Source organism: Petrocella sp. (genome assembly GCF_059865615.1).
Genome location: NZ_JCBCDA010000113.1, coordinates 92,466 through 112,218, shown reverse-complemented (window position 1 = coordinate 112,218; position 19,753 = coordinate 92,466). Strand labels below are relative to the sequence as shown.

The following is a 19,753-nucleotide window of genomic DNA, read 5'->3' as shown; positions in this document are numbered from 1 at the left end:
CTTTATGGGTTGAATGCCGATGTGAATTTTATTTATATATATAATAACCAAAAAGATAGAAAAAAACATATGAAAATGATACAATATAAATGTGGCTTATGTTCTATAAGTCCCTTTTATATTATGCCTATAACATAATTAAGGCTTTATAACTAAGTTAGACGTCTTGAACATACTATAAAAACACTTGTTTTTTGATGTGTAGGATGGATGAAACAGGAGGTTATTTATATGATTAAAGTTGTAGTAGGTCATAGCGAAGACGTAGAAGCGACAGATTGTATTATGGACGTATTGGAACAGTGTCAAAAGGCGTTGGGAGAAATAATCCCCCATGCAGGTATTGTCTATAATGCCATACACATGGACCATCAAAAAGTGTTGGACACAATCATGGATACATTTCCAAAGCTAGAGTTGATTGGTTGTACAACAGATGGAGAGATCTCATCTATTTTAGGATGTGTAGAAGATTCTATTACTTTAATTTTATTTCATTCGGATACCATTGAGATCCAAGCAGGCATGGGTAATTATTTATCCCAAGACGCGCATCAAACGGCAATGAATGCAATTAATCAAGCAGAAGTAAAAATGTCAAAATCACCAAGCTTTTGTATAACACTTGCAGAAAGCGTGACTGTTGGTGGCGTATCGGTGATTAATGCATTAAAAAGTATATTAGGCCATGAATTTCCCATTTTTGGAGGATTGGCGGCGGACCAGTGGTCTATGAAGAAAACATATCAGTTCTATAAAAGAGAGATATTAACAGATAGCATACTTGTTCTTCTTTTTGCCGGAGACATTATTTTTTCTTCGGGATTGGCCAGTGGATGGACTCCTATTGGACATAAAAAAAGAATTACAAAAGTTGACGGCAATGTAGTCTATGAAGTTGACCAAGAACCAATTCTAGATTTCTACAACCGCTATGTCGGCGGTAATTATAAAAGAGTGCCAACTGAGTATCCTTTGGCAGTTTTCCCAAACGAATACAGTGAAAAATACTATATAAGAAGTCCTTATACTTTTAATGAAGACAATAGAAGTGTAACTTTTTTTGGTGATGTTCCGGAAGATGTTGTGGTTCAACTGGTTTCCGGATCTATTGAAAAAATGAGCGTTGCTTCTGAAACAGCACTTAAGGATGCTATTGAAAGTTATAATGGTAACAAACCAGAAGCGGCACTAGTATTTACCTGTTCTGCTAGAAAAGCCATTTTGGGATTGAATGTAGATAAGGAATATCACTATTTACAAAAAAACATGCCGGAAAGTTTCCCAATATGTGGTTTCTATACTTATGGAGAGATTTGTCCTCTAGAAAATAGTAGAGAAAGCTATTTTCACAATGGTACTATAGCCGTGCTACTAATAGGAGAAGAATAGATGGAACATAAAGGACATGAATATTCCATAGAAGAATATGAAAAAGAAATCAGAATCATGGAAAAGAAGTTGAGGATTATTGAAAAAAAGTTAAAGCGATCTGAAGTTAACCGACTCCATCTGCAAGAAATGAAAGACAAAAATCAACTCATGTTGACCAAGTTGTTAGATGAAATAGACGATGCAAATGCAGTCATTAACAAGAGAAACAATGAATTAAAGATTCTAAAGGAACAAGCGGAAGCTTCTGTAAAGACTAAAAGCGCCTTTCTAGCAAATATGAGCCATGAGATACGAACGCCTATGAATGCCATTACTGGTTTTTCAAGCTTGTTGCGGAAAACACCATTAAATCATAAGCAAGAAGACTACATAAACAAGATTGATCATGCGGCCCACAGACTACTACACATCATTAATGATATTCTTGATTTTTCCAAAATTGATGCCGGTAAGCTGCAAATGGAAGAAACCGTATTTAATCTAGAGGATGTTATGAACAATCTTATGGACATGGTAAGCGTAAAAGCTTATAAAAAGGGTCTGGAATTGATTGTCATGCAAGACCCTTTAATACCCAATACTTTGATTGGCGATCCCTTTAGACTGGGTCAAGTATTACTAAACATCACAGATAATGCAGTTAAGTTTACAGATCAAGGCGAAATATTTTTGAATGTGACCACGAAGAAAAAAACAGAAAAAGAGATCACTTTGCTTTTTGAAATAAGAGACATGGGGATTGGTATGACCGAGGTTCAAAAAAAAAGTATTTTTCAAGCTTTTTCTCAAGGGGATACTTCCACCACAAGAAAATATGGTGGAACTGGGTTAGGCCTAATTATTTCCAAGCAAATCGTCGAGTTAATGGGAGGCAACATATATGTCAGCAGTGAATTAGGTAAAGGAAGTAACTTTGTTTTTACCGCTAATTTTACAGTAGCACCCAATGCTCATCAAAAAAAAGAGATTCCGGACAATCTAAAAAAAATATCTTTATTGATTGTAGAAGAAAATAGAAGTGTTAGAGATGTTTTGGAGTTATATACGAAAAATTTTGGCTTTGAGCATGTGGTTTCTACAGACAAGGAGAGGGCTTTGAAATGTGTGAAAAATAAACAAAAATTTGATATGGTCTTAATTGGCTGTAATATGTCCGGCCATGAAGGCATAATAACTTTAAGACAGCTTAAAGCCATTAAATCAAATTTGCAGGAAACGAAATATATTATGTTAACCGCAAATATACGAGATGCAGTGGTAACACAGGCCAAGTATGAAGGATTTGATGAAGTTATAATGAAACCGATTAATCAGTCCATATTATTTGACACCATTTTGTCGTTGTTATGTAAAAATGAGTTGTCGCTGACGCAAAGTATGACAACTTATTTAGGTATAAAGGAAACTTGGGATATTAAAGGGGTACGAATACTATTGGCAGAGGATAATGAAGTCAATCAGCAGATTGTTAGCGAATTTGTTGTAAATGAAGGTGGTACAATCAAAGTGGTTTCTAATGGCTTGGATGCTTTTAGAGAACTAAATGACAGTGATGAGACTTATGACCTAATTTTGATGGATTTACACATGCCCATTTTGGACGGTTATAAAGCGACTCAAAAAATCAAAAACGAATTAGAACATATTAAAATTCCCATAATAGCCTTAACGGCTGATGCTATGTCGGATACAAGGATTGAAGTGTTGGCAAAAGGTCTGGATGATTACTTAACTAAACCAATTTTACCGGATAGACTATATGCTATGATTAATAAATGGACAAAAGGTATCGTGAGTCCTGAAAATCTATCATGGCATATGAAAAAAAAGCAGGATTCTATATACCCTCAAACGAGTCATATAAATAGAAATATTATTCAAGAATACTATAAAGGCAACATGCAACTCTATATGAGTATTATGGAAAGGTTTCTAGGTTATAAAAATGTCTGCAAAGAGCTTGAAAATGTTAATATTGGAAATATTGGGGAAAAATTTCGTACAGCTCATACCCTAAAAGGACTTTCGGCTCACATAGGATCATCAACATTGGAACATCATTTTGAACTTATAGAGCGTATGATCAAAGATAACGCTTACCAAAAAAAAGATTATTATGATCAGCTTAAAGAACTGGAAGAGCTACTTTACTTGGTTTGTGATGAGATTCAAGAAGTACTTCTTGAGTTAAAGAAGGATAGTGTTTTAGAAGAGACGATGGAAGAAAATGCTTTCTATGAAAAATTACCATTATTAAATGAAATGCTAGAGGCTTATGATGTAAGAGCCAAAAAAATCTTTTTGGAAATGACACACAGTCTAAGAAAGCATTTTCCTAATCAGGACTTCAAAGATTTGACTGATCATATCAACAGTTATGAGTTTGAAGAAGCAAGTACAATAATTAAAGAAAAATTCAAGAGTTAAAGGCTAGGGTGAAGTATATGTATAAAAAGCAGACGGTCTTAATTGTGGATGACATACCGGATAGTATTGAAATCCTTGAAGGTGTCCTAAATGAAACCTACCATATTAAGGTGGCCAAAAGCGGTGCAATGGCGTTAAAAATCGCTGAAAAAACATCTCCGGATATTATTTTACTAGACATCGTCATGCCACATATGGATGGTTATGAAGTGTGTAAAAGATTAAAAAGTAATCCGGTTACTAAAGGCATTCCCGTTATATTTGTATCAGCTAAAGGAGACGCCTTTAATGAAGCAAGAGGTTTAGAAATTGGCGCCGTCGATTATATTACAAAGCCTATTAGTGCATCCATTGTATTATCTAGGATTAAGACACATTTGAGTCTATACAGTCAAAGCAAGGCCTTGGAATTTCAAGTTGCAGAAAAAACTAAGGAACTAACTGAAACACGAATTGAGATTATACGAAGGCTAGGAATGGCAGCTGAGTTTAGAGATAATGAAACCGGTATGCATATCTATCGTGTTAGTGAATTTTGCAAAACCATAGCGCTTCATTATGGATTTCCAGAAAGTGAAGCAGAGCTATTACGAAATGTATCTCCTATGCATGACATCGGCAAACTTGGAGTACCGGATTCAATTCTTCAGAAGCCGGGAAAATTAACAGAAGAAGAGTTTGAAATTGTTAAGAAACATACTATAATCGGTGCGACCATTATTGGTGACCATAAATCTGACTTGCTTAGAACCGCCAAAATTGTTGCCTTAGAGCATCACGAAAGATGGGACGGAAAAGGATATCCTAGAGGACTGGTAGGTATAGAGACCAATTTATTTGCGAGAATAACAGCATTAGCGGATGTTTTTGATGCCTTAACCAGCAAAAGACCTTATAAAGAAGCTTGGAAAACAGAAGAAGCCTTGATTTATATACGACAAGAATCTGGGAAACATTTTGATCCAAAGGTTGTAGAGGCATTTTTTAAAGGCATTGATCGTATTTACGAAATCCAGGATCGATATAAGGAGTAGGGTTGTGTATTTTTAAAGTACATAAGTATGTATAAGCTATGTACAATTTTATAGCGTCATGCTATAATGGCTGTATAAGAACAATATCCAATAAGTAAAGATTGAGAGGAGAAGAATATGGAAAAAAGACTAGAACTCTTGAGGAAAAAAAGTAGAATAGTATATGACATGAACTGTATTAAAAAGTACATGGAGGTAGGCGACTATGACTCAAGTCTTGAAAAAGCATGGGAAAAGTATCAGTTAAACCTGGACAAAGTTGAAACAGAGTTGAAGCTTTTGTCAAAACCATCCACCAAAGAACTTGAAGATCTTAAATTGGAGCGTTTAGCAAAAATTAAGGAATATGAAAGAAATATTGCATTGATCAAAGATCAATTAGAAGATATTGATGAAGAACTAAAAATACTTACCAATTAATATAAAGACGAGTAAGACAAGTAGTAACTTAGGCATCAACCTAGAGTTACTACTTTTTTTGATATTTTTATGACACAATAATAAGTTCTTTCTCTTGAGAAGTGAAGCAATAATCAAGCTTACCTAATAACTTCGGAAAATACAGTATAATAACTAAAAAATATGACATATATACAAAATGCATGACATATGCTATACTTATTAGAAGATAACTCTTTATTATCTGTTAATTAATTAACTTATAAGTTAATTAATTAACAGCATCATCTGATAGAACGCAACATCCGGTTGCATCAAAACCACTCGAACTTGACTGATCTAATGACATGCATAATGGACACAGATTAAACTAAAGCAGAGGTAAAGTGAGAATAATGGTTGAAAAGGCAATGAATGGAGGGCTAAATGATGATAGAAAAAACATGTAATTGTGAAGCGATGACAGAACAGGAGAAGTTAAAGTTTATTCAAGATGTAATAGAAGATTATGATCATGATCCCGGTAGTCTGATTCAGATTCTTCATGTGGCCCAGAATGTATACGGTTTTCTGCCCATAGAAGTCCAGGAACTAATTGCAGATCAATTAGACATACCCTTATCAAGAGTGTCTGGTGTGGTTAGCTTTTACAGTTTATTCACAACTGTACCAAAAGGCAAATACGTTATTAAAATTTGTTTAGGCACGGCTTGCTATGTTAGAGGTAGTAAAAGAGTTATAGAACGTCTTGAAAAAATACTAAAAATTAAGCTTGGAGAAACCACGGAAGATCTTAAGTATTCTTTGGAAATAACAAGATGTATGGGTGCTTGTGGATTAGCACCCGCCATGTCCATTAATGAAGAATTATATATGCAAGTGAATCCGGATAAGCTTCTGGATATATTAGAAAATCTGGAAGGTGGTGAAGCATAATGATAAAAACCTTTGAAGAGCTCAACAGAATCAAATTTAATCATAACAAGATGATCAAAGAGAAAGAAAGAATTATAAATGTATGCTTTGGAGCCGGTTGTATATCAGCAAAATGTGAAGCCATTTATCAGGCATTATTTGAAAGTCTTAATAGATTTGGTATTGAAGATAAGGTGAAGATTAATCAGACAGGATGCATTGGTGCCTGTGATTATGGTCCATCCCTGTATATTTTACCAGATGATATTTATTACTGTAAGCTGGTGCCACAGGATATTGAGAACATTGTTAAAACTCATTTGATAGGCAATCAAGTTGTAACAGAAAAATGTTATTATGATGAAACGCTGGACAAGACTTTTGAACACTTAAAAGACATACCTTTCTTTAGCAAACAGCAAAAAAGTGTCATGAAAAATTGTGGTGTTATGGATTACTATAGCTTAGAGGCGTATATTGGTAGCGACGGTTACCACAGCCTGTATAACATTATCAAAGAAAAAACACAGATGGAAGTTATTGATATCATTATGGCCTCGGGACTTAGAGGTAGAGGCGGTGGTGGTTACTTAACTGGACTAAAATGGGAAGCCGCATACAAATCAGTCAGTGATCAAAAGTATATAATATGTAATGCAGATGAAGGGGATCCAGGTGCCTTTATGGATCGATGCCTTTTAGAAGGTGACCCTCATACAATTATAGAAGGTATGGCCATAGGTGGTTATGCTATAGGTGCCAATACCGGTATTATCTATATTCGAGCAGAATATCCTTTGGCAGTAGAAAGACTGAAGGTGGCAATTAAGCAGGCAAGAAAGGAAGGCTTGCTTGGTGAACATATTTTCAGCAGTGATTTTTCATTTGATGTTGAAATAAGGACAGGAGCAGGTGCTTTTGTTTGTGGTGAAGAAACCGCACTGCTTCACTCTATAGAAGGCAAGAGAGGTGAACCCAGTCAGAAGCCTCCTTATCCTACAGATAAAGGTCTCTATGGCATGCCAACGGTTATCAATAACGTTGAAACTTTAGCCAATATACCCATGATAATGTTAAATGGTGTAGATTGGTTTAGACAATACGGTACAGAAAAAAGTAAAGGTACGAAAATATTTGCTGTTGCAGGTGCAATTAGAAATTCAGGTATGGTAGAGGTGCCGATGGGTGTGACTCTAGGTGATATCATCTTTGATATCTGCGGTGGATTGAAAAAAGATAAAAACTTCAAAGCAGCACAAACAGGTGGACCTTCCGGTGGGTGTTTAACTTGCGAGTCTCTAAATACACCGGTAGACTATGACTCACTTATAGAAAAAGGTGCCATCATGGGTTCGGGTGGCCTGATTATCATGGATGAAGATAACTGTATGGTGGATGTGGCTAAGTTTTTTATGGAGTTTGTTCAAGAAGAATCTTGTGGCAAATGTGTTCCATGTAGACTGGGCACGAAAAGAATGCTTGAGATTTTAGAACGTATCACGACAGGCGATGGCGTAGAAGGTGATATTGAAAAACTCATTGAACTGGGCGAGAGCATCAAAGTTTCAGCACTGTGTGGCTTGGGCCAGACAGCTCCGAATCCTGTTCTTAGTACCATTCATTATTTTAGAGAAGAATATGAAGCCCATATAAAAGAAAAGCGTTGTAGCGCAGGTGTTTGTATGGATTTATTCATATCGCCATGTCAAAATTCATGTCCGGCAGGAGTCAACGTACCTGGCTATTTATCACTTGTAGGTGAAGGTAGATTTGTAGACGCGTTCAACTTAATCAGGCGTGAAAACCCTTTCCCTGCTGTGTGTGGTCGCGTTTGTACCCATCCTTGCGAGAGTAAGTGTAGAAGAAGCCAGTTAGATGAAGCATTGGCAATCGCTGACGTCAAACGTTTTATTGCTGACAAAGTCTATGGTATGAATGAACCATATCGAGCAATTCAGTACCCTGCAAAGGGTAAAAAAGTTGCCATAATAGGAGCAGGACCTTCAGGTTTGACTTGTGGTTTTTATTTAGCGCAAACAGGTTATGAGGTCAGTGTTTATGAATCACTGGATCAAGCAGGTGGTATTTTAAGGTTTGGTATACCTGAATATAGGTTGCCGAAACAAATGTTGCAAAAGGAAATAGATGCACTTAAGCAATCGGGTGTTAAGATATTCCTAAATACTGAAATAGGAAAAGATATTACGTTTGCAGATTTACGCGCCAATCATGACGCCATATACATATCCACAGGCACTCAATACAGTAACAATGTGGGTATAGAAGGTGAGGACCTTGTCAATGTCTATCCAGGTCTTGATTTCTTACGAGATGTCAATATGGAAAAAGACGTTAAAGTAGGTGAAAAAGTGGCAATTATCGGAGGTGGTAGTACGGCCATGGATGCGGCTAGGACAGCGATAAGACTTGGTGCAAAAGAAGTGCATGTCTTATACCGAAGAATTCTAACGGATATGCCTGCAGATAAGAGAGAAATCGAAGAAGGTATAGAAGAAGGGCTTATCCTTCATACCTTGGTGGCACCTATTGCCATAGAAGGTGATGAAAAAGTAAAGTCGATCAAGTTGATTCATTTGACTCAAGGTGAATTTGATGGGTCCGGAAGAAGAAGGCCAATTCCGGAGTCTGGCTCAGAATTCTACATGGATATAGACATGGTGATTCCGGCAGTAAGTCAACATAGTGATTTACCATTTATCGATAAAGATGAGATTGAGATGACAGCATGGGGAACGTTTGTCGTGGATGCCATCAGTGGCATGACGAAAATGGAAGGTGTATTTGCCGGCGGTGACGTGGTAAGAGGCCCGGATACAGCCATATGGGCTATTGCAGATGGTAAAAGAGCCGCAGTGGCTATAGATACTTACTTAGGTGGAGACGGTGCGTTAAACAAAGGTGAAGAAATCGACATACCAAAAGCACGAGATGAAGATTCGCCGGATGAACATATGCGTTTTGACCGACGTATGCTTGAAGTAGATGACCGTAAAAATAACTTTAAAGAGGTTTCAAAAGGCTACCATAAACTCAATGCCATGGCAGAAGCTATGCGATGCTTAAGATGTGATAGACGGTAAGGGGGTAGAATCATGGTATCGTTAAAAATTAATAACAAAACAATACAGGCAGATGAAAATTCAACCATCATGGAAGCGGCCAAAGCCAATGGCATATTGATTCCAAGCCTATGTTATTTAGAAGGTGTACACCAAGTCGGATCATGCAGAATCTGTGTCGTTGAAGTTGAAGGTGCTAGGAATCTTCAAGCATCATGCATTACAAAGATAAGAGAAGGTATGATGGTTAAGACCAATACAAAAGAGGTTCGAAAAGTCAGAAAGGTTGTCTATGAACTGATGATGTCAGATCATGATGACAACTGCCTTGTCTGTTCAAGAAGCGGTGGTTGTGAATTCCAGGAACTTGGAGAATGGATACAACTGCAAGAAGAGAATCCATATCAAGGTGCCCATTCAAAGTTAGGTGTCAAAGACATCAGTAACCCATCCATAGAGAGAGACTTATCAAAATGTATTCTTTGCAGAAGATGTATTACGGTCTGTAACGAAATACAAGGCATAGGGATTATGGAGAATCAGAATAGAGGTTTTGATTCCTTTATAGGTCCGACTGAAGGCTTTGAACTGATGGATATTAATTGTACCTTCTGTGGCCAGTGTACAACGGTTTGCCCGGTTGGTGCGCTTAAAGAAAGAGATGCAACAGTAAATGTATGGGAAGCCCTACTGGATAAAAACAAAAGGGTTGTCGTTCAAACAGCGCCGGCAGTTAGAGCGGCACTAGGTGAGGAATTTAAATATGAACCAGGTACTTTAGTAACTGGGAAAATGGCTGCAGCACTAAGAGAACTTGGATTTGACGATGTGTTTGACACGAATTTTGCTGCTGACCTGACTATTTTGGAAGAAGGTACAGAGCTCTTAATGCGGTTAAAAGCCTTGATATCCGGTGATAAAACCTCATTGCCGATGATTACCAGTTGTAGTCCTGGATGGATTAAATACGTAGAGCATAAGTTTCCCGATCAATTAGACCACCTATCTTCCTGTAAGTCGCCTCATATGATGCTTGGCGCTTTGGCAAAAAGCTATTACGCAGATCAGTTGGATATGGATGCTAAGGACATGTTTGTAGTGTCTGTTATGCCTTGTACAGCGAAGAAATATGAGATTACTAGAGAAGAAATGCTTGGTGATGTGGATGCTGTTTTGACGACAAGAGAGTTAGCAAAAATGATTAAAGACGCCGGTATTGATTTTGTTCATCTAGAGGATGAGCGGTTTGATAACCCGATGGGTTTGTCATCCGGAGCGGCGGATATTTTTGGAGCCACAGGTGGTGTCATGGAGGCAGCCCTTAGAACCGTATATGAGATTATAACGGGTACTGAGATGCCTTATAAAAACCTACATGTACAGTCAATAATGGGTTTTAAAGGTATAAAAGAAGGTAGTTTGTTAATAGACAAGACCACGCCGGAATGGTCAGGTCTTGAAGGTGTTACGGTTAGATATGCAGCAGCAAGTGGTTTATCCAATGCCAAAATATTACTGGATCAGATTAGACAAGGCACATCGCCCTACCATTTTATAGAAATCATGGCTTGTCCTGGCGGGTGCATCAGTGGTGGCGGTCAACCAAGGCAAACCACACAAGCAATTAGAGAAAAAAGAATGGAAGCCATTTACCGAGAAGATGAAGGTAAGATATTAAGAAAATCCCATGAAAATGAAGCCATTATCCATTTGTATGAAACTTATTTGAAAGCCCCACTGGGACACAAATCCCATGAATTGCTTCACACGCATTATGTAAAACGTAATATGTATTCGAAATAAATATATAGCCTAGGGCTATCTCGGATTTTAATCTGGGATAGCCTATTTTTATTTTTCCATTTATCCCCATATATGTAAATAATAGCTAAATTATGCAACAATTAGATAACAAAATATAATAAAGTATCTTAAATAGCATAGACAACTGATTTGTTGTTATGTATAATATTTAAGTGAGCTTAGAGAAAACACATAGCTTTATGGGTTGGGAGGGCGAGACTTTGGAGCATAAACAAGGGGGCATATCTATATTTTTAGCAATTGTATTTCTTTCTTTGGTGGCTTTTTCATGCTCCATTGTTGAGATTACAAGATATCAGATAGCAATGATACAAGCAGAAAGAGCGTTGTTATCGGCTAGCCAATCTGTTCTAGGCGGTTATGATCATATACTCAAAAATGAATATGGTATTTTTGCCAGAGACACCAACTATAGTGATCTGTATTATATAAATGGATATGACAATGTCCACGATAAAAACCAAAGCCCTATGGCAAATGATTTAACCTATTACCTTGAAGGGAATATTCATAATGACCCTAATCTTACAGATAAAAGTCTTTTGAATGAGTATATTTCGGTCAAACATCCATCACCTTATAAGCTGATTCCTTTGGAACTTGAGGATGTGAAGGTTATAGGCGGCCGTCAGCTCATTAGCCATGAGGGTCTTGATTATGTAAAAAGAGACATGGTGGCTTTTATGGAATTAAGAGCGCCTTTACTGTTATTAGAGCCATTTTTAGAAAAAGTCTTGGTTATAGAAAAACTTGGAAAGACAACCACCTTTATTCAGACAAAAGATACTATCGTTGAGGAAACCCTTGACATTGAAGAAGCCTATATGAATCTGTATAGGTGGATTGAAGGTATTGATATAAACCCATCCGGTAAGATAAGGGTGGTAGATGATAATTTTGTCAAAATAGTCCTACCGAAAGTCAAGGTACAAGCACCTGAAACATCTGTTATTCAGGTGAATGAAATTGAAAAAAGTCTAGAAAAAAAAGAAATTGATATAAGCAGGCTGGCTTCATCTTTTGATGCGGCCTATATCCAATTTAAGGCATTGGTAATAGAACTGCAAGAATCACAAGATAAGCATGCAGATTTAGAAGCAAGACAGGACAAAGTGAGAGATCAGATTCGGTCACTTAGAGCGAAGCTGGGGGCAGGTGAACAAGATCCGGATCGGGCTGCGTCCATCAAAAAAGAAATCAGCAACAAACAAAGAAGGATTAAAGAGATTAATAGTCAGATCAAGACGGTAGTGGCTCTGAAAGAAAAACAAGTGACAGAATTAACGATTATTTTTGGGACTCTGGATGAAAAAATGAAGGATTTTGGTGGGTTAACCCTTGGAGACGATAGTGTGCTAGGAATGAATAGGAAGGCACGAGATGAGATTGAGTGGATTAAAGAAAAAGGTAAAATATTGGAGCAGGAGATTGATGGTTTTGTTCACCAAGAAAACCAAAATAAGGAGGACTATATTGTTAGAACCTTTGATCATGCTATGGAAGAGCTTGAAACCATAAAAACATCTTATGGGGCCGATATGCGTAAAGATAACTTTGACACATTGGGGAATCTTACTTATATGCATGAACGCCTTGTGGAAAACATTCAATTATTAGAAAAACAAGAACCCATAATACAAAAGATAATTAATGATTACCCGGCAATGATTGCCGAATGCTTTAAAGATGCTGGTTTATCCAAACAGGCGTTGATGATTCTAAACAAAGGGCAAAGGTATGGTCCTCTAAAAGTCGGAATGGAACATTATAAAATCAAGACAATGGGCTATTCAACTATGAAAAGAGACATTCAGAACGTCTGTGATCTGGTGAGTACTTATTATCGAAAAGACCTGTATTTTGATTACTCAGACTATGGTTTAGATGGTCAAGCGAACATTAATGGGACATTGGTGGATGGTAAAGGCTTTTTTGAGAATGTAAAAAGCAATGTTTCAGATTTAGATGTTCGAAGTTTATTTGATGCAGTGTTACCGACTGAGTACCCTTTTGATAATACATTACCTTCTTTTTTAATGCCTTATGATGGTGCCACAACACATGAAGAAGACCAAGCATCTGAAGAAGTTGAGCTGAAAGCTTTAGATGGGAAGTTGTTTTCTAATCTCATCCATATTGGATCGGGATTTAAAGACCAATTATTATTGAACGAATATGCTATTGGCATGTTTACTTCTATGGCTGGGAAGTATAAAGAAGATCAAGAGGCCTTAACTTTGTCTGGTTATAAGAAAAAGAACCATATATTGGATTCGGAACTTGAGTATATAATTACAGGAAAAACAGACCAATTGGATGCAGTCACCACCATATCCGGCAAAATAGTGGCGATGAGAATAGCATTAAACACTATACATTTAGTAACGGATCCATCAAAAAGGACAATCATTATGAACCTTGCAAATGCAGTTGCCGGTTGGTGGAGTTTAGGTGCCTTAGCCTTAGCAATAGCACTAATTATTGGCTTGTTATGGGCTACCGCAGAGAGTTTGGTAGATTTAGTGATGCTTCTACAAGGTCGAAAAGTGCCACTACTAAAAACTAAAACCTCTTGGTTCTTAGGTCCTGAGAATCTAACATCTAACATCATTGAACAAGGTAGTGAGATGGCAGTAAAAAAGACTCAGGATACACTAAATGGGCTTCAAGATGAAGCACAAAAATGGGTAGTGGGACTAAAGGATGCTCTTAGTGAGGATGTTAACGGCTTACTAGAAGAGCAGATTCAAGTTATGCAGATGGAAGGGATTCAGATGGCCGATGCTATGGCACAAAGTTATGAAGACGATTTACTCAGGAGGATGGATGCCATATTACTATCATATAATGAGGGGACAAATGTTTATGATGGTTCTATATCAGACTACCCAAGAACAGATAGCCGATATGAAATATTAGAGACCTTCAAACAAGATGTCGCAACCGGTACTCGAAACAAGGAAATTACCCATTCATTATTATCTAATATCAAGAGAGATTTACAAGCAGCCTATACCAAGAAAATCCAAATACATAAAGAGAAAATCATTCAAGAAGCATCAGAGGTTACAGGTCAAGGCCTTGATCTATTGGAGCTTACAATCAACCAAGAGATTGAAGCTCTAGGAAAAAAAGGTGAACAAATATCCGCTGATTTTATTATAGAGAAGACAGAACAGATAAAAAAAAGTACAAGTAATAAATTGCTGGAAAAAAGTCCGGCTGTAGACACAAAAGTTAAAGGAGAACAGTTGACTGAATTTATTCCGGCAGCCAGTTACGAAGATTATTTAAGATTCTTTATGTTGATGGATTGGAAGGCGTTGGATGATAGAGTGCTGCGTATGTTAGATGTGATAGAAATCAATATAAAAACAGCTAGAGCTAATGAATCATGGACATTAGGTAATTATGTATTCGGTATAGATATTAGAGCGACCTTTAAGGTTAGATATGGATTCATCAATATCATGCCTGCTATGCAAGAACGAAAAAGCCGTTTTAAAGGTTACCATAGACTAGCTGTAGAAGTAGGCAATGGTTATGAGTAGGCAAAAAGGTGCCTTAACAATTGAGGCTTCCATTTTATTACCCTTTGTTATTGTGACCCTGGGTTTTATATTGTATTTTATGAAAATCTATTACATTCAATCGGAAATAGATGGGGCAATGACGAGAATGGCTCACGATATGTCAGTTCATGTATATGCATTCGAGAAAACGGGTTTGGTGGATGCCCAACAAGAAGCATATATTCATGCTTATGCATCTCGTGATTATAAGTCGTCAGTAGAAGCAGTTCTTCAAAGCCTCAATAGGTCCACGTATGGTCAAGAACTGTTTAAGTTAGATACAATCCTAGGAAGCCCAGATGAACAGGTAAAAAGACCCGACGAGCAGGGATGGAAGCCCATAGAATTAGCTAAACAAATAGACACCATTCATAGTCAAATGCTTAATCTTATATCAGAAACTAAACGGCATTACGGAGAAGCTTTAACCTATGGAAAAGGGCTGGCGATAACAGAATTAATGGAATTTTCAAACGCTATAGTTGCCTCCCAAATATCTAAGATAATGTTTAGGGAATATTTGGACGACGAACGTTTAAGGGGATGGGGGGTATTTAGTGAAAAAGGCATCATTGATTTCTCAGCATCCTCCTTTATGCTTTATGATGATACCATAGAAATCATAGCACGCTATCGTATTGATTTGCCTTTGGGCGGTTTTATAAAAGAGGGGATACCAATTTATCAATCCGTAAAGGTTAGAGCATTCACAGGTAGTTATGACGGCAATACCTCGGTGGGGAAAAAAGAAGCGCCTGAAGAATCATTATACTTTATTGCCACAGCCTCTTCGGATAATTATAGTTATCATGTTTATTCATGTTTGGTAAAAGAGCTTCAAGAAGATCGGTACAGTGAACGTGTTCTAGATGATGAGGACTTGTGTATCTATTGCAAATCAAACTATAACATACCGGTAAGTCAAGAGGAAAAAGATATATACCCAATCTATTATACCAGCAAAACATCTAAAGTTCATTTGAGTAAAAGCTGTCCTAGAATAAGGGCGATAAAGATTGAGGCGGTAACAAAAGAAGAAGCCGAAAAAAGAGGTTATCAGCCCTGTAAAAAATATGGCTGTATTGAGAAGAGGGAGGCCCAATAGTATGGAGTATTTAGGTGCAGTTATAATTGGTGGGATGACTGGGAACTACCTTAGTAACGGGGAAAAAAATAATAAAATTAAAACGCTATGGATGCTCTGCACAATAGTTATAAGCATGGGGGTGCACAGTATATGTACTTATCAATTTACAGATACGACATCCTATTTAACTTTTTATCTAACATCAGTTTTATTACTAACGATAGGGTATAAAGATTATCGTGAATTATTAGTGCCAATGGATCTGATTATAGTAGGTGGGGGCTTGGGTCTATGTTTAAATATGACATTGCCAGCACTGGGTGGATGGATCAATCTTGTTAGTGCCTTGGTGACATTAGTTCTACTTGTCGCGTTGAGCCGCATTTCAAGAGGTGGTTTTGGTGAAGGTGATGCTTATGTTATGGCACTCATAGGCTTATTTTATGGCGGTATATATGTTTTGATATTAGGCATGATGGCATTAATCATGTCCGGTGTTTTTAGCCTGATATGCTTGATGTTTGGTAAAGCCAATCGCAAGACACTTTTGCCATTTGTACCGTTTATTGCTGCTGCGCATTTGTTTTTGATTTGGGTTTAGGAGATGTTATGAAAAGAGGAAGTATCACCATTGAAGCCTGTATTATTGTACCCATTATGCTCTTGGTTCTATCTGTCATGGTCATGACAAGTTTATATCTTCATGATATAATTATATTAAAATCAGTGAACACTTTAAGAGGTGATCATCAGGTGATAATCGGTGAACCTTATGAGGAAAAAGAAGACTGGATTGTATTTGTGCTAAAGAGTAATCATAAAAGTCATCTTACATCAAAAATTGGACATGATATATATGTAAGCCGTCTTCAAGGCAGAGGGGAAACGAGCTTGCCTGGCTTTGCTTATAGCATAGATGATGAAAGAAACTTTAAAGTGCTTAGGCCAAAAGATTATGTCCGAATGCTGGATTTCATAGACGATGCAACGGATAAGATTGGTTATACAAAAGCCGTCAAAGAGAAAATTGATCATGAGGTCACGAACTTTTTTGACCTCCTGAATCCATAGCCTACTTAAGAGATTGAATTAAGTGTTATTATAATTTTTTTCTAATTGTTTATTAATAAAACTGTTGTACAATACAGATATGGTTAAAAGGTCAAAGAACCATACTAGATTTCTATATAAGAAGGAGCGAAACGATTATGAAAAAAATGAAAGTATCGAGTAGTAGTGTATTTGGTATTATTCTTATAGCGGTCGGTATTATATCATTACTAAGTAGCCTAGGTTATGTCGAGTCTTGGGATCTATATAGTACTTTTTGGCCACTCATACTTATATTATTGGGTATCAAGCACTTAATGGACTATCAATCTTCCAATCTGTTTGGTCTAATACTCATCTTGATTGGTACATTATTTCAATTGGACAACCTTAACATTAAGTATTTAAGTAATTTGAGTGTTGGAGAAATGATGATCCCTATGATTATCATACTTATTGGTCTAAGTTTTATTATACCTAAAGGTGAAGAAGGTAAGAAAAAAACAGAAATAAAAAATACAGAGGAAAAAAAGACAGAAGAAGTAGCAGGAAAAGCTTCAGTCAATGAAAAAGTAGATGAAAAAGACATAACAATCGAATAACAGACTTGTAACCCATCTTTTCATCTAAATATCTAGAGAAGATGGGTTTTCTATATTTGGGAAAGGTGATTAGCATGGACATTGATACAGTAGCATTAACGGAACAATATGAGTTAGTTCTAGAGTTTGTGGCTAGGTTTTCTCAGTACGGTCCATTTGCCGGCATTCTTTTAGCCATGGTTGAGGCTTTTTTTCCGCCATTGCCATTGGTTGTTTTTGTCACCATCAATGTATTGGCTTATGGGTTTTGGCAAGGCTATTTATATTCTTTCATTGGGACATTTATTGGTTCATGGTTGGTCTTTTTGATTATAAGAAGATTTGGACGCAGCCGCTTTAGTCGTTTGGTGCATAAAAGCAGACGGTTTGACAATTTACTGCATTGGATTAAGGAGAAGGGTTTTGTACCGATTTTTGTAATGCTGGCTTTCCCTTTTACCCCCTCTATTATTGTTTGCGGTTTAGCAGGACTGGCAGATGTGAAGAAAGATGATTATTTCTTTGCTTTGTTTTTTGGGAAATTAATTATGGTCTTTTCTTTGAGCTTCATTGGCTATAATATTGGAGCATTTATTTCAAAACCTTACAAATCCATTTTATTAATTCTTTTAACAATAGTAGTATCTTTTATAGGGAAACGTATGATATCATGGTATGAAAAGAAAATAGAAAAAAAAAGATTCAAAAAACACAGAAAAGTATAAAAGGCTATTGACGAATGAAGATCAGGATGTTATAATTCTTTTCGTTGCTCCAATAAAAAATGGGGCTTCAAAGTGGGTTTGTCGAGTTTTCAATAAGTATAGGGGTATAGTTCAGTTGGTAGAACGTCGGTCTCCAAAACCGGATGTCGTGGGTTCAAGTCCTACTGCCCCTGTTATTATCATAATGGTAATTATTAATTTCCCGGGCGCATAGCTCAGCTGGGAGAGCACCTGCCTTACAAGCAGGGGGTCACAGGTTCGAGCCCTGTTGCGCCCATTAGAGTGAAAGCTCTATAACTACATATACGGCGGAGTGGCTCAGATGGCTAGAGCATTCGGTTCATACCCGGAGGGTCATCGGTTCGAATCCGATCTCCGCTACTAAAAAAGATCTCTTATGAGGTCTTTTTTAATTCCTGAAAATAAAATACAGCATATCATTGGTTGTCATAATGTATCAAAACCGACACGAAAGTCCTAGGTAAGAAATCCTTTAGGACAGGTTAAAAGTAAATGGGTACATTGCACTTGTTTAAAGAAATTCATGAGGTTATACTATGGTTAAGTAGTCAATAATACCTGTTGACATAAAGTATGGCGATAGATTAGCGACTTAGTTTAGTGTGTTCAAGTGTTAAATGTTTTTGTTAGCATAACTTACTATTTTGATCTGACAGTAATACACTAAGAATTAGGGCTGATGAGGAGTCCTAAATGCATTGGGGGGCCATATATGACATTGTTGATTTTAGAAGACGAACCGGAGATAAGTGAGCAGATTAAAGAAGCGGTAAGCATAAAAAAGCTTTTCGATTATGTTCTTGAAGCAACCACCATTAAAGACGCATTGGATATGACAAAAAAGAACGAAATAAGCATTTTTATTGTAGATCTTCTGTTGCCGGATGGTAATGGCTATGCTTTTATTGATGCCATTAGAAAGCTACCACAATATGACTTGGCTTGGGTTGTCATTGTTACAGGCATCAAAGAGCCAACTGAGAATATCTTAGAAGCATATAACAAATCTAAGTGTAATCGGTATATTAGAAAACCGTTTTCAATGAATTATTTAACGGATATGTTAGAAGAACTCTTGTACAAAAAAGTAATTGTTCAAGATCAATTAAGTAGGCTTAAAATCAGACGTAAATCAAGAGACTATTTTTTTAACCATAGCGAGATAGTTTATATTGAGACGGTAGATAAGGTTGCTTATATTTACATGAAAAATGATAGGTACCCGATTGGGAGAGTGACACTGAGTGAACTTGAGGAACAGTTGCCGAAAGAACAGTTCATTCGTGTTCATCGAAGTTATATTGTGAATCTATTATTCATTGACTATGTTAATAAAAACAATAGCCAAAGTATGATCAAAATTAAGCATTATGATAATATGATACCAATTGGACGCACTTACAAAGAAAACTATAATCTATTGCTGTAATTGATTCGTGCTTCTATCCTATGGTTAAAAGATTTTGGCTAGCCTAATCCACAATGAAGAAGCATCTATATACTCTAACTGTGGATTGCCACTTCTTAAGTATCATGCAAGAAAGAAAATCGAATTAATGAATAAAATGAGTGCCTTATGGCGCTTATTTTTATTGGGGTTTTAAGAAGCTTATTTTAATGCTTTAACCACGTTAAGTCATTCT

General features: G+C 36.8%; 14 protein-coding genes and 3 tRNA genes. All 17 read left to right on the top strand.

Annotated features, from left to right (window positions below; all coding sequences use genetic code 11):
* Window positions 1-231: 231 nt before the first annotated feature.
* Window positions 232-1,392, top strand: coding sequence for an FIST N-terminal domain-containing protein (locus AC6F8J_RS13325; protein WP_500723976.1), 1,161 nt, complete (start codon window positions 232-234; stop codon window positions 1,390-1,392).
* On the top strand, window positions 1,393-3,822 hold the full coding sequence (locus tag AC6F8J_RS13320) for a response regulator (protein WP_500723974.1): 2,430 nt from the start codon (window positions 1,393-1,395) through the stop codon (window positions 3,820-3,822). It abuts the gene before it with no gap.
* Window positions 3,823-3,839: 17 nt separating this feature from the next.
* Window positions 3,840-4,856, top strand: a complete 1,017-nt coding sequence (locus AC6F8J_RS13315) for an HD domain-containing phosphohydrolase (protein ID WP_500723972.1) — start codon at window positions 3,840-3,842, stop codon at window positions 4,854-4,856.
* A gap of 117 nt (window positions 4,857-4,973) precedes the next feature.
* A complete protein-coding gene (locus tag AC6F8J_RS13310; RefSeq protein WP_500723970.1) occupies window positions 4,974-5,276 on the top strand; it encodes a hypothetical protein in 303 nt (100 codons plus the stop codon).
* A gap of 408 nt (window positions 5,277-5,684) precedes the next feature.
* Window positions 5,685-6,191, top strand: a complete 507-nt coding sequence (locus tag AC6F8J_RS13305) for an NAD(P)H-dependent oxidoreductase subunit E (RefSeq protein WP_500723969.1) — start codon at window positions 5,685-5,687, stop codon at window positions 6,189-6,191.
* Window positions 6,191-9,271, top strand: a complete 3,081-nt coding sequence (locus tag AC6F8J_RS13300) for an NADH-ubiquinone oxidoreductase-F iron-sulfur binding region domain-containing protein (RefSeq protein ID WP_500723967.1) — start codon at window positions 6,191-6,193, stop codon at window positions 9,269-9,271. Before AC6F8J_RS13305 ends, AC6F8J_RS13300 begins: the two co-directional genes overlap by 1 nt.
* A gap of 12 nt (window positions 9,272-9,283) precedes the next feature.
* Window positions 9,284-11,053: an NADH-dependent [FeFe] hydrogenase, group A6 gene (locus tag AC6F8J_RS13295; protein ID WP_500723965.1), complete on the top strand. Its 1,770-nt coding sequence runs from the start codon at window positions 9,284-9,286 to the stop codon at window positions 11,051-11,053.
* Between the two features lie 221 nt (window positions 11,054-11,274).
* Window positions 11,275-14,625: a DUF5702 domain-containing protein gene (locus AC6F8J_RS13290; protein WP_500723963.1), complete on the top strand. Its 3,351-nt coding sequence runs from the start codon at window positions 11,275-11,277 to the stop codon at window positions 14,623-14,625.
* Window positions 14,618-15,751, top strand: a complete 1,134-nt coding sequence (locus AC6F8J_RS13285) for a TadE/TadG family type IV pilus assembly protein (RefSeq protein ID WP_500723961.1) — start codon at window positions 14,618-14,620, stop codon at window positions 15,749-15,751. The genes AC6F8J_RS13290 and AC6F8J_RS13285 overlap by 8 nt, the downstream gene beginning before the upstream one ends.
* A 1-nt stretch (window position 15,752) precedes the next feature.
* Window positions 15,753-16,334 (top strand): prepilin peptidase, encoded by a 582-nt coding sequence (locus tag AC6F8J_RS13280; protein ID WP_500723959.1) that lies wholly within the window; start codon window positions 15,753-15,755, stop codon window positions 16,332-16,334.
* An 8-nt stretch (window positions 16,335-16,342) separates the two neighbouring features.
* On the top strand, window positions 16,343-16,804 hold the full coding sequence (locus tag AC6F8J_RS13275; protein ID WP_500723957.1) for a hypothetical protein: 462 nt from the start codon (window positions 16,343-16,345) through the stop codon (window positions 16,802-16,804).
* 137 nt (window positions 16,805-16,941) lie between these two features.
* Window positions 16,942-17,385, top strand: coding sequence for a LiaF transmembrane domain-containing protein (locus AC6F8J_RS13270; protein WP_500723955.1), 444 nt, complete (start codon window positions 16,942-16,944; stop codon window positions 17,383-17,385).
* A gap of 74 nt (window positions 17,386-17,459) precedes the next feature.
* A complete protein-coding gene (locus AC6F8J_RS13265; protein WP_500723953.1) occupies window positions 17,460-18,089 on the top strand; it encodes a VTT domain-containing protein in 630 nt (209 codons plus the stop codon).
* 100 nt (window positions 18,090-18,189) lie between these two features.
* A tRNA-Trp gene (locus AC6F8J_RS13260) sits at window positions 18,190-18,262 on the top strand.
* A gap of 31 nt (window positions 18,263-18,293) precedes the next feature.
* Window positions 18,294-18,366 (top strand) — tRNA-Val (locus AC6F8J_RS13255).
* A 30-nt stretch (window positions 18,367-18,396) separates the two neighbouring features.
* Window positions 18,397-18,470: transfer RNA gene (locus tag AC6F8J_RS13250), tRNA-Met, on the top strand.
* A 352-nt stretch (window positions 18,471-18,822) separates the two neighbouring features.
* Window positions 18,823-19,539 (top strand): LytTR family transcriptional regulator DNA-binding domain-containing protein, encoded by a 717-nt coding sequence (locus tag AC6F8J_RS13245; protein WP_500723952.1) that lies wholly within the window; start codon window positions 18,823-18,825, stop codon window positions 19,537-19,539.
* The last annotated feature ends 214 nt before the right edge of the window (window positions 19,540-19,753 follow it).

Coding starts and splice junctions, on each gene's coding strand:
- AC6F8J_RS13265 (WP_500723953.1), top strand. CDS start 17,460: ATGGACATTGATACAGTAGCATTAACGGAACAATATGAGTTAGTTCTA.
- AC6F8J_RS13320 (WP_500723974.1), top strand. CDS start 1,393: ATGGAACATAAAGGACATGAATATTCCATAGAAGAATATGAAAAAGAA.
- AC6F8J_RS13275 (WP_500723957.1), top strand. CDS start 16,343: ATGAAAAGAGGAAGTATCACCATTGAAGCCTGTATTATTGTACCCATT.
- AC6F8J_RS13280 (WP_500723959.1), top strand. CDS start 15,753: ATGGAGTATTTAGGTGCAGTTATAATTGGTGGGATGACTGGGAACTAC.
- AC6F8J_RS13285 (WP_500723961.1), top strand. CDS start 14,618: ATGAGTAGGCAAAAAGGTGCCTTAACAATTGAGGCTTCCATTTTATTA.
- AC6F8J_RS13295 (WP_500723965.1), top strand. CDS start 9,284: ATGGTATCGTTAAAAATTAATAACAAAACAATACAGGCAGATGAAAAT.
- AC6F8J_RS13310 (WP_500723970.1), top strand. CDS start 4,974: ATGGAAAAAAGACTAGAACTCTTGAGGAAAAAAAGTAGAATAGTATAT.
- AC6F8J_RS13325 (WP_500723976.1), top strand. CDS start 232: ATGATTAAAGTTGTAGTAGGTCATAGCGAAGACGTAGAAGCGACAGAT.
- AC6F8J_RS13305 (WP_500723969.1), top strand. CDS start 5,685: ATGATAGAAAAAACATGTAATTGTGAAGCGATGACAGAACAGGAGAAG.
- AC6F8J_RS13245 (WP_500723952.1), top strand. CDS start 18,823: ATGACATTGTTGATTTTAGAAGACGAACCGGAGATAAGTGAGCAGATT.
- AC6F8J_RS13300 (WP_500723967.1), top strand. CDS start 6,191: ATGATAAAAACCTTTGAAGAGCTCAACAGAATCAAATTTAATCATAAC.
- AC6F8J_RS13315 (WP_500723972.1), top strand. CDS start 3,840: ATGTATAAAAAGCAGACGGTCTTAATTGTGGATGACATACCGGATAGT.
- AC6F8J_RS13270 (WP_500723955.1), top strand. CDS start 16,942: ATGAAAAAAATGAAAGTATCGAGTAGTAGTGTATTTGGTATTATTCTT.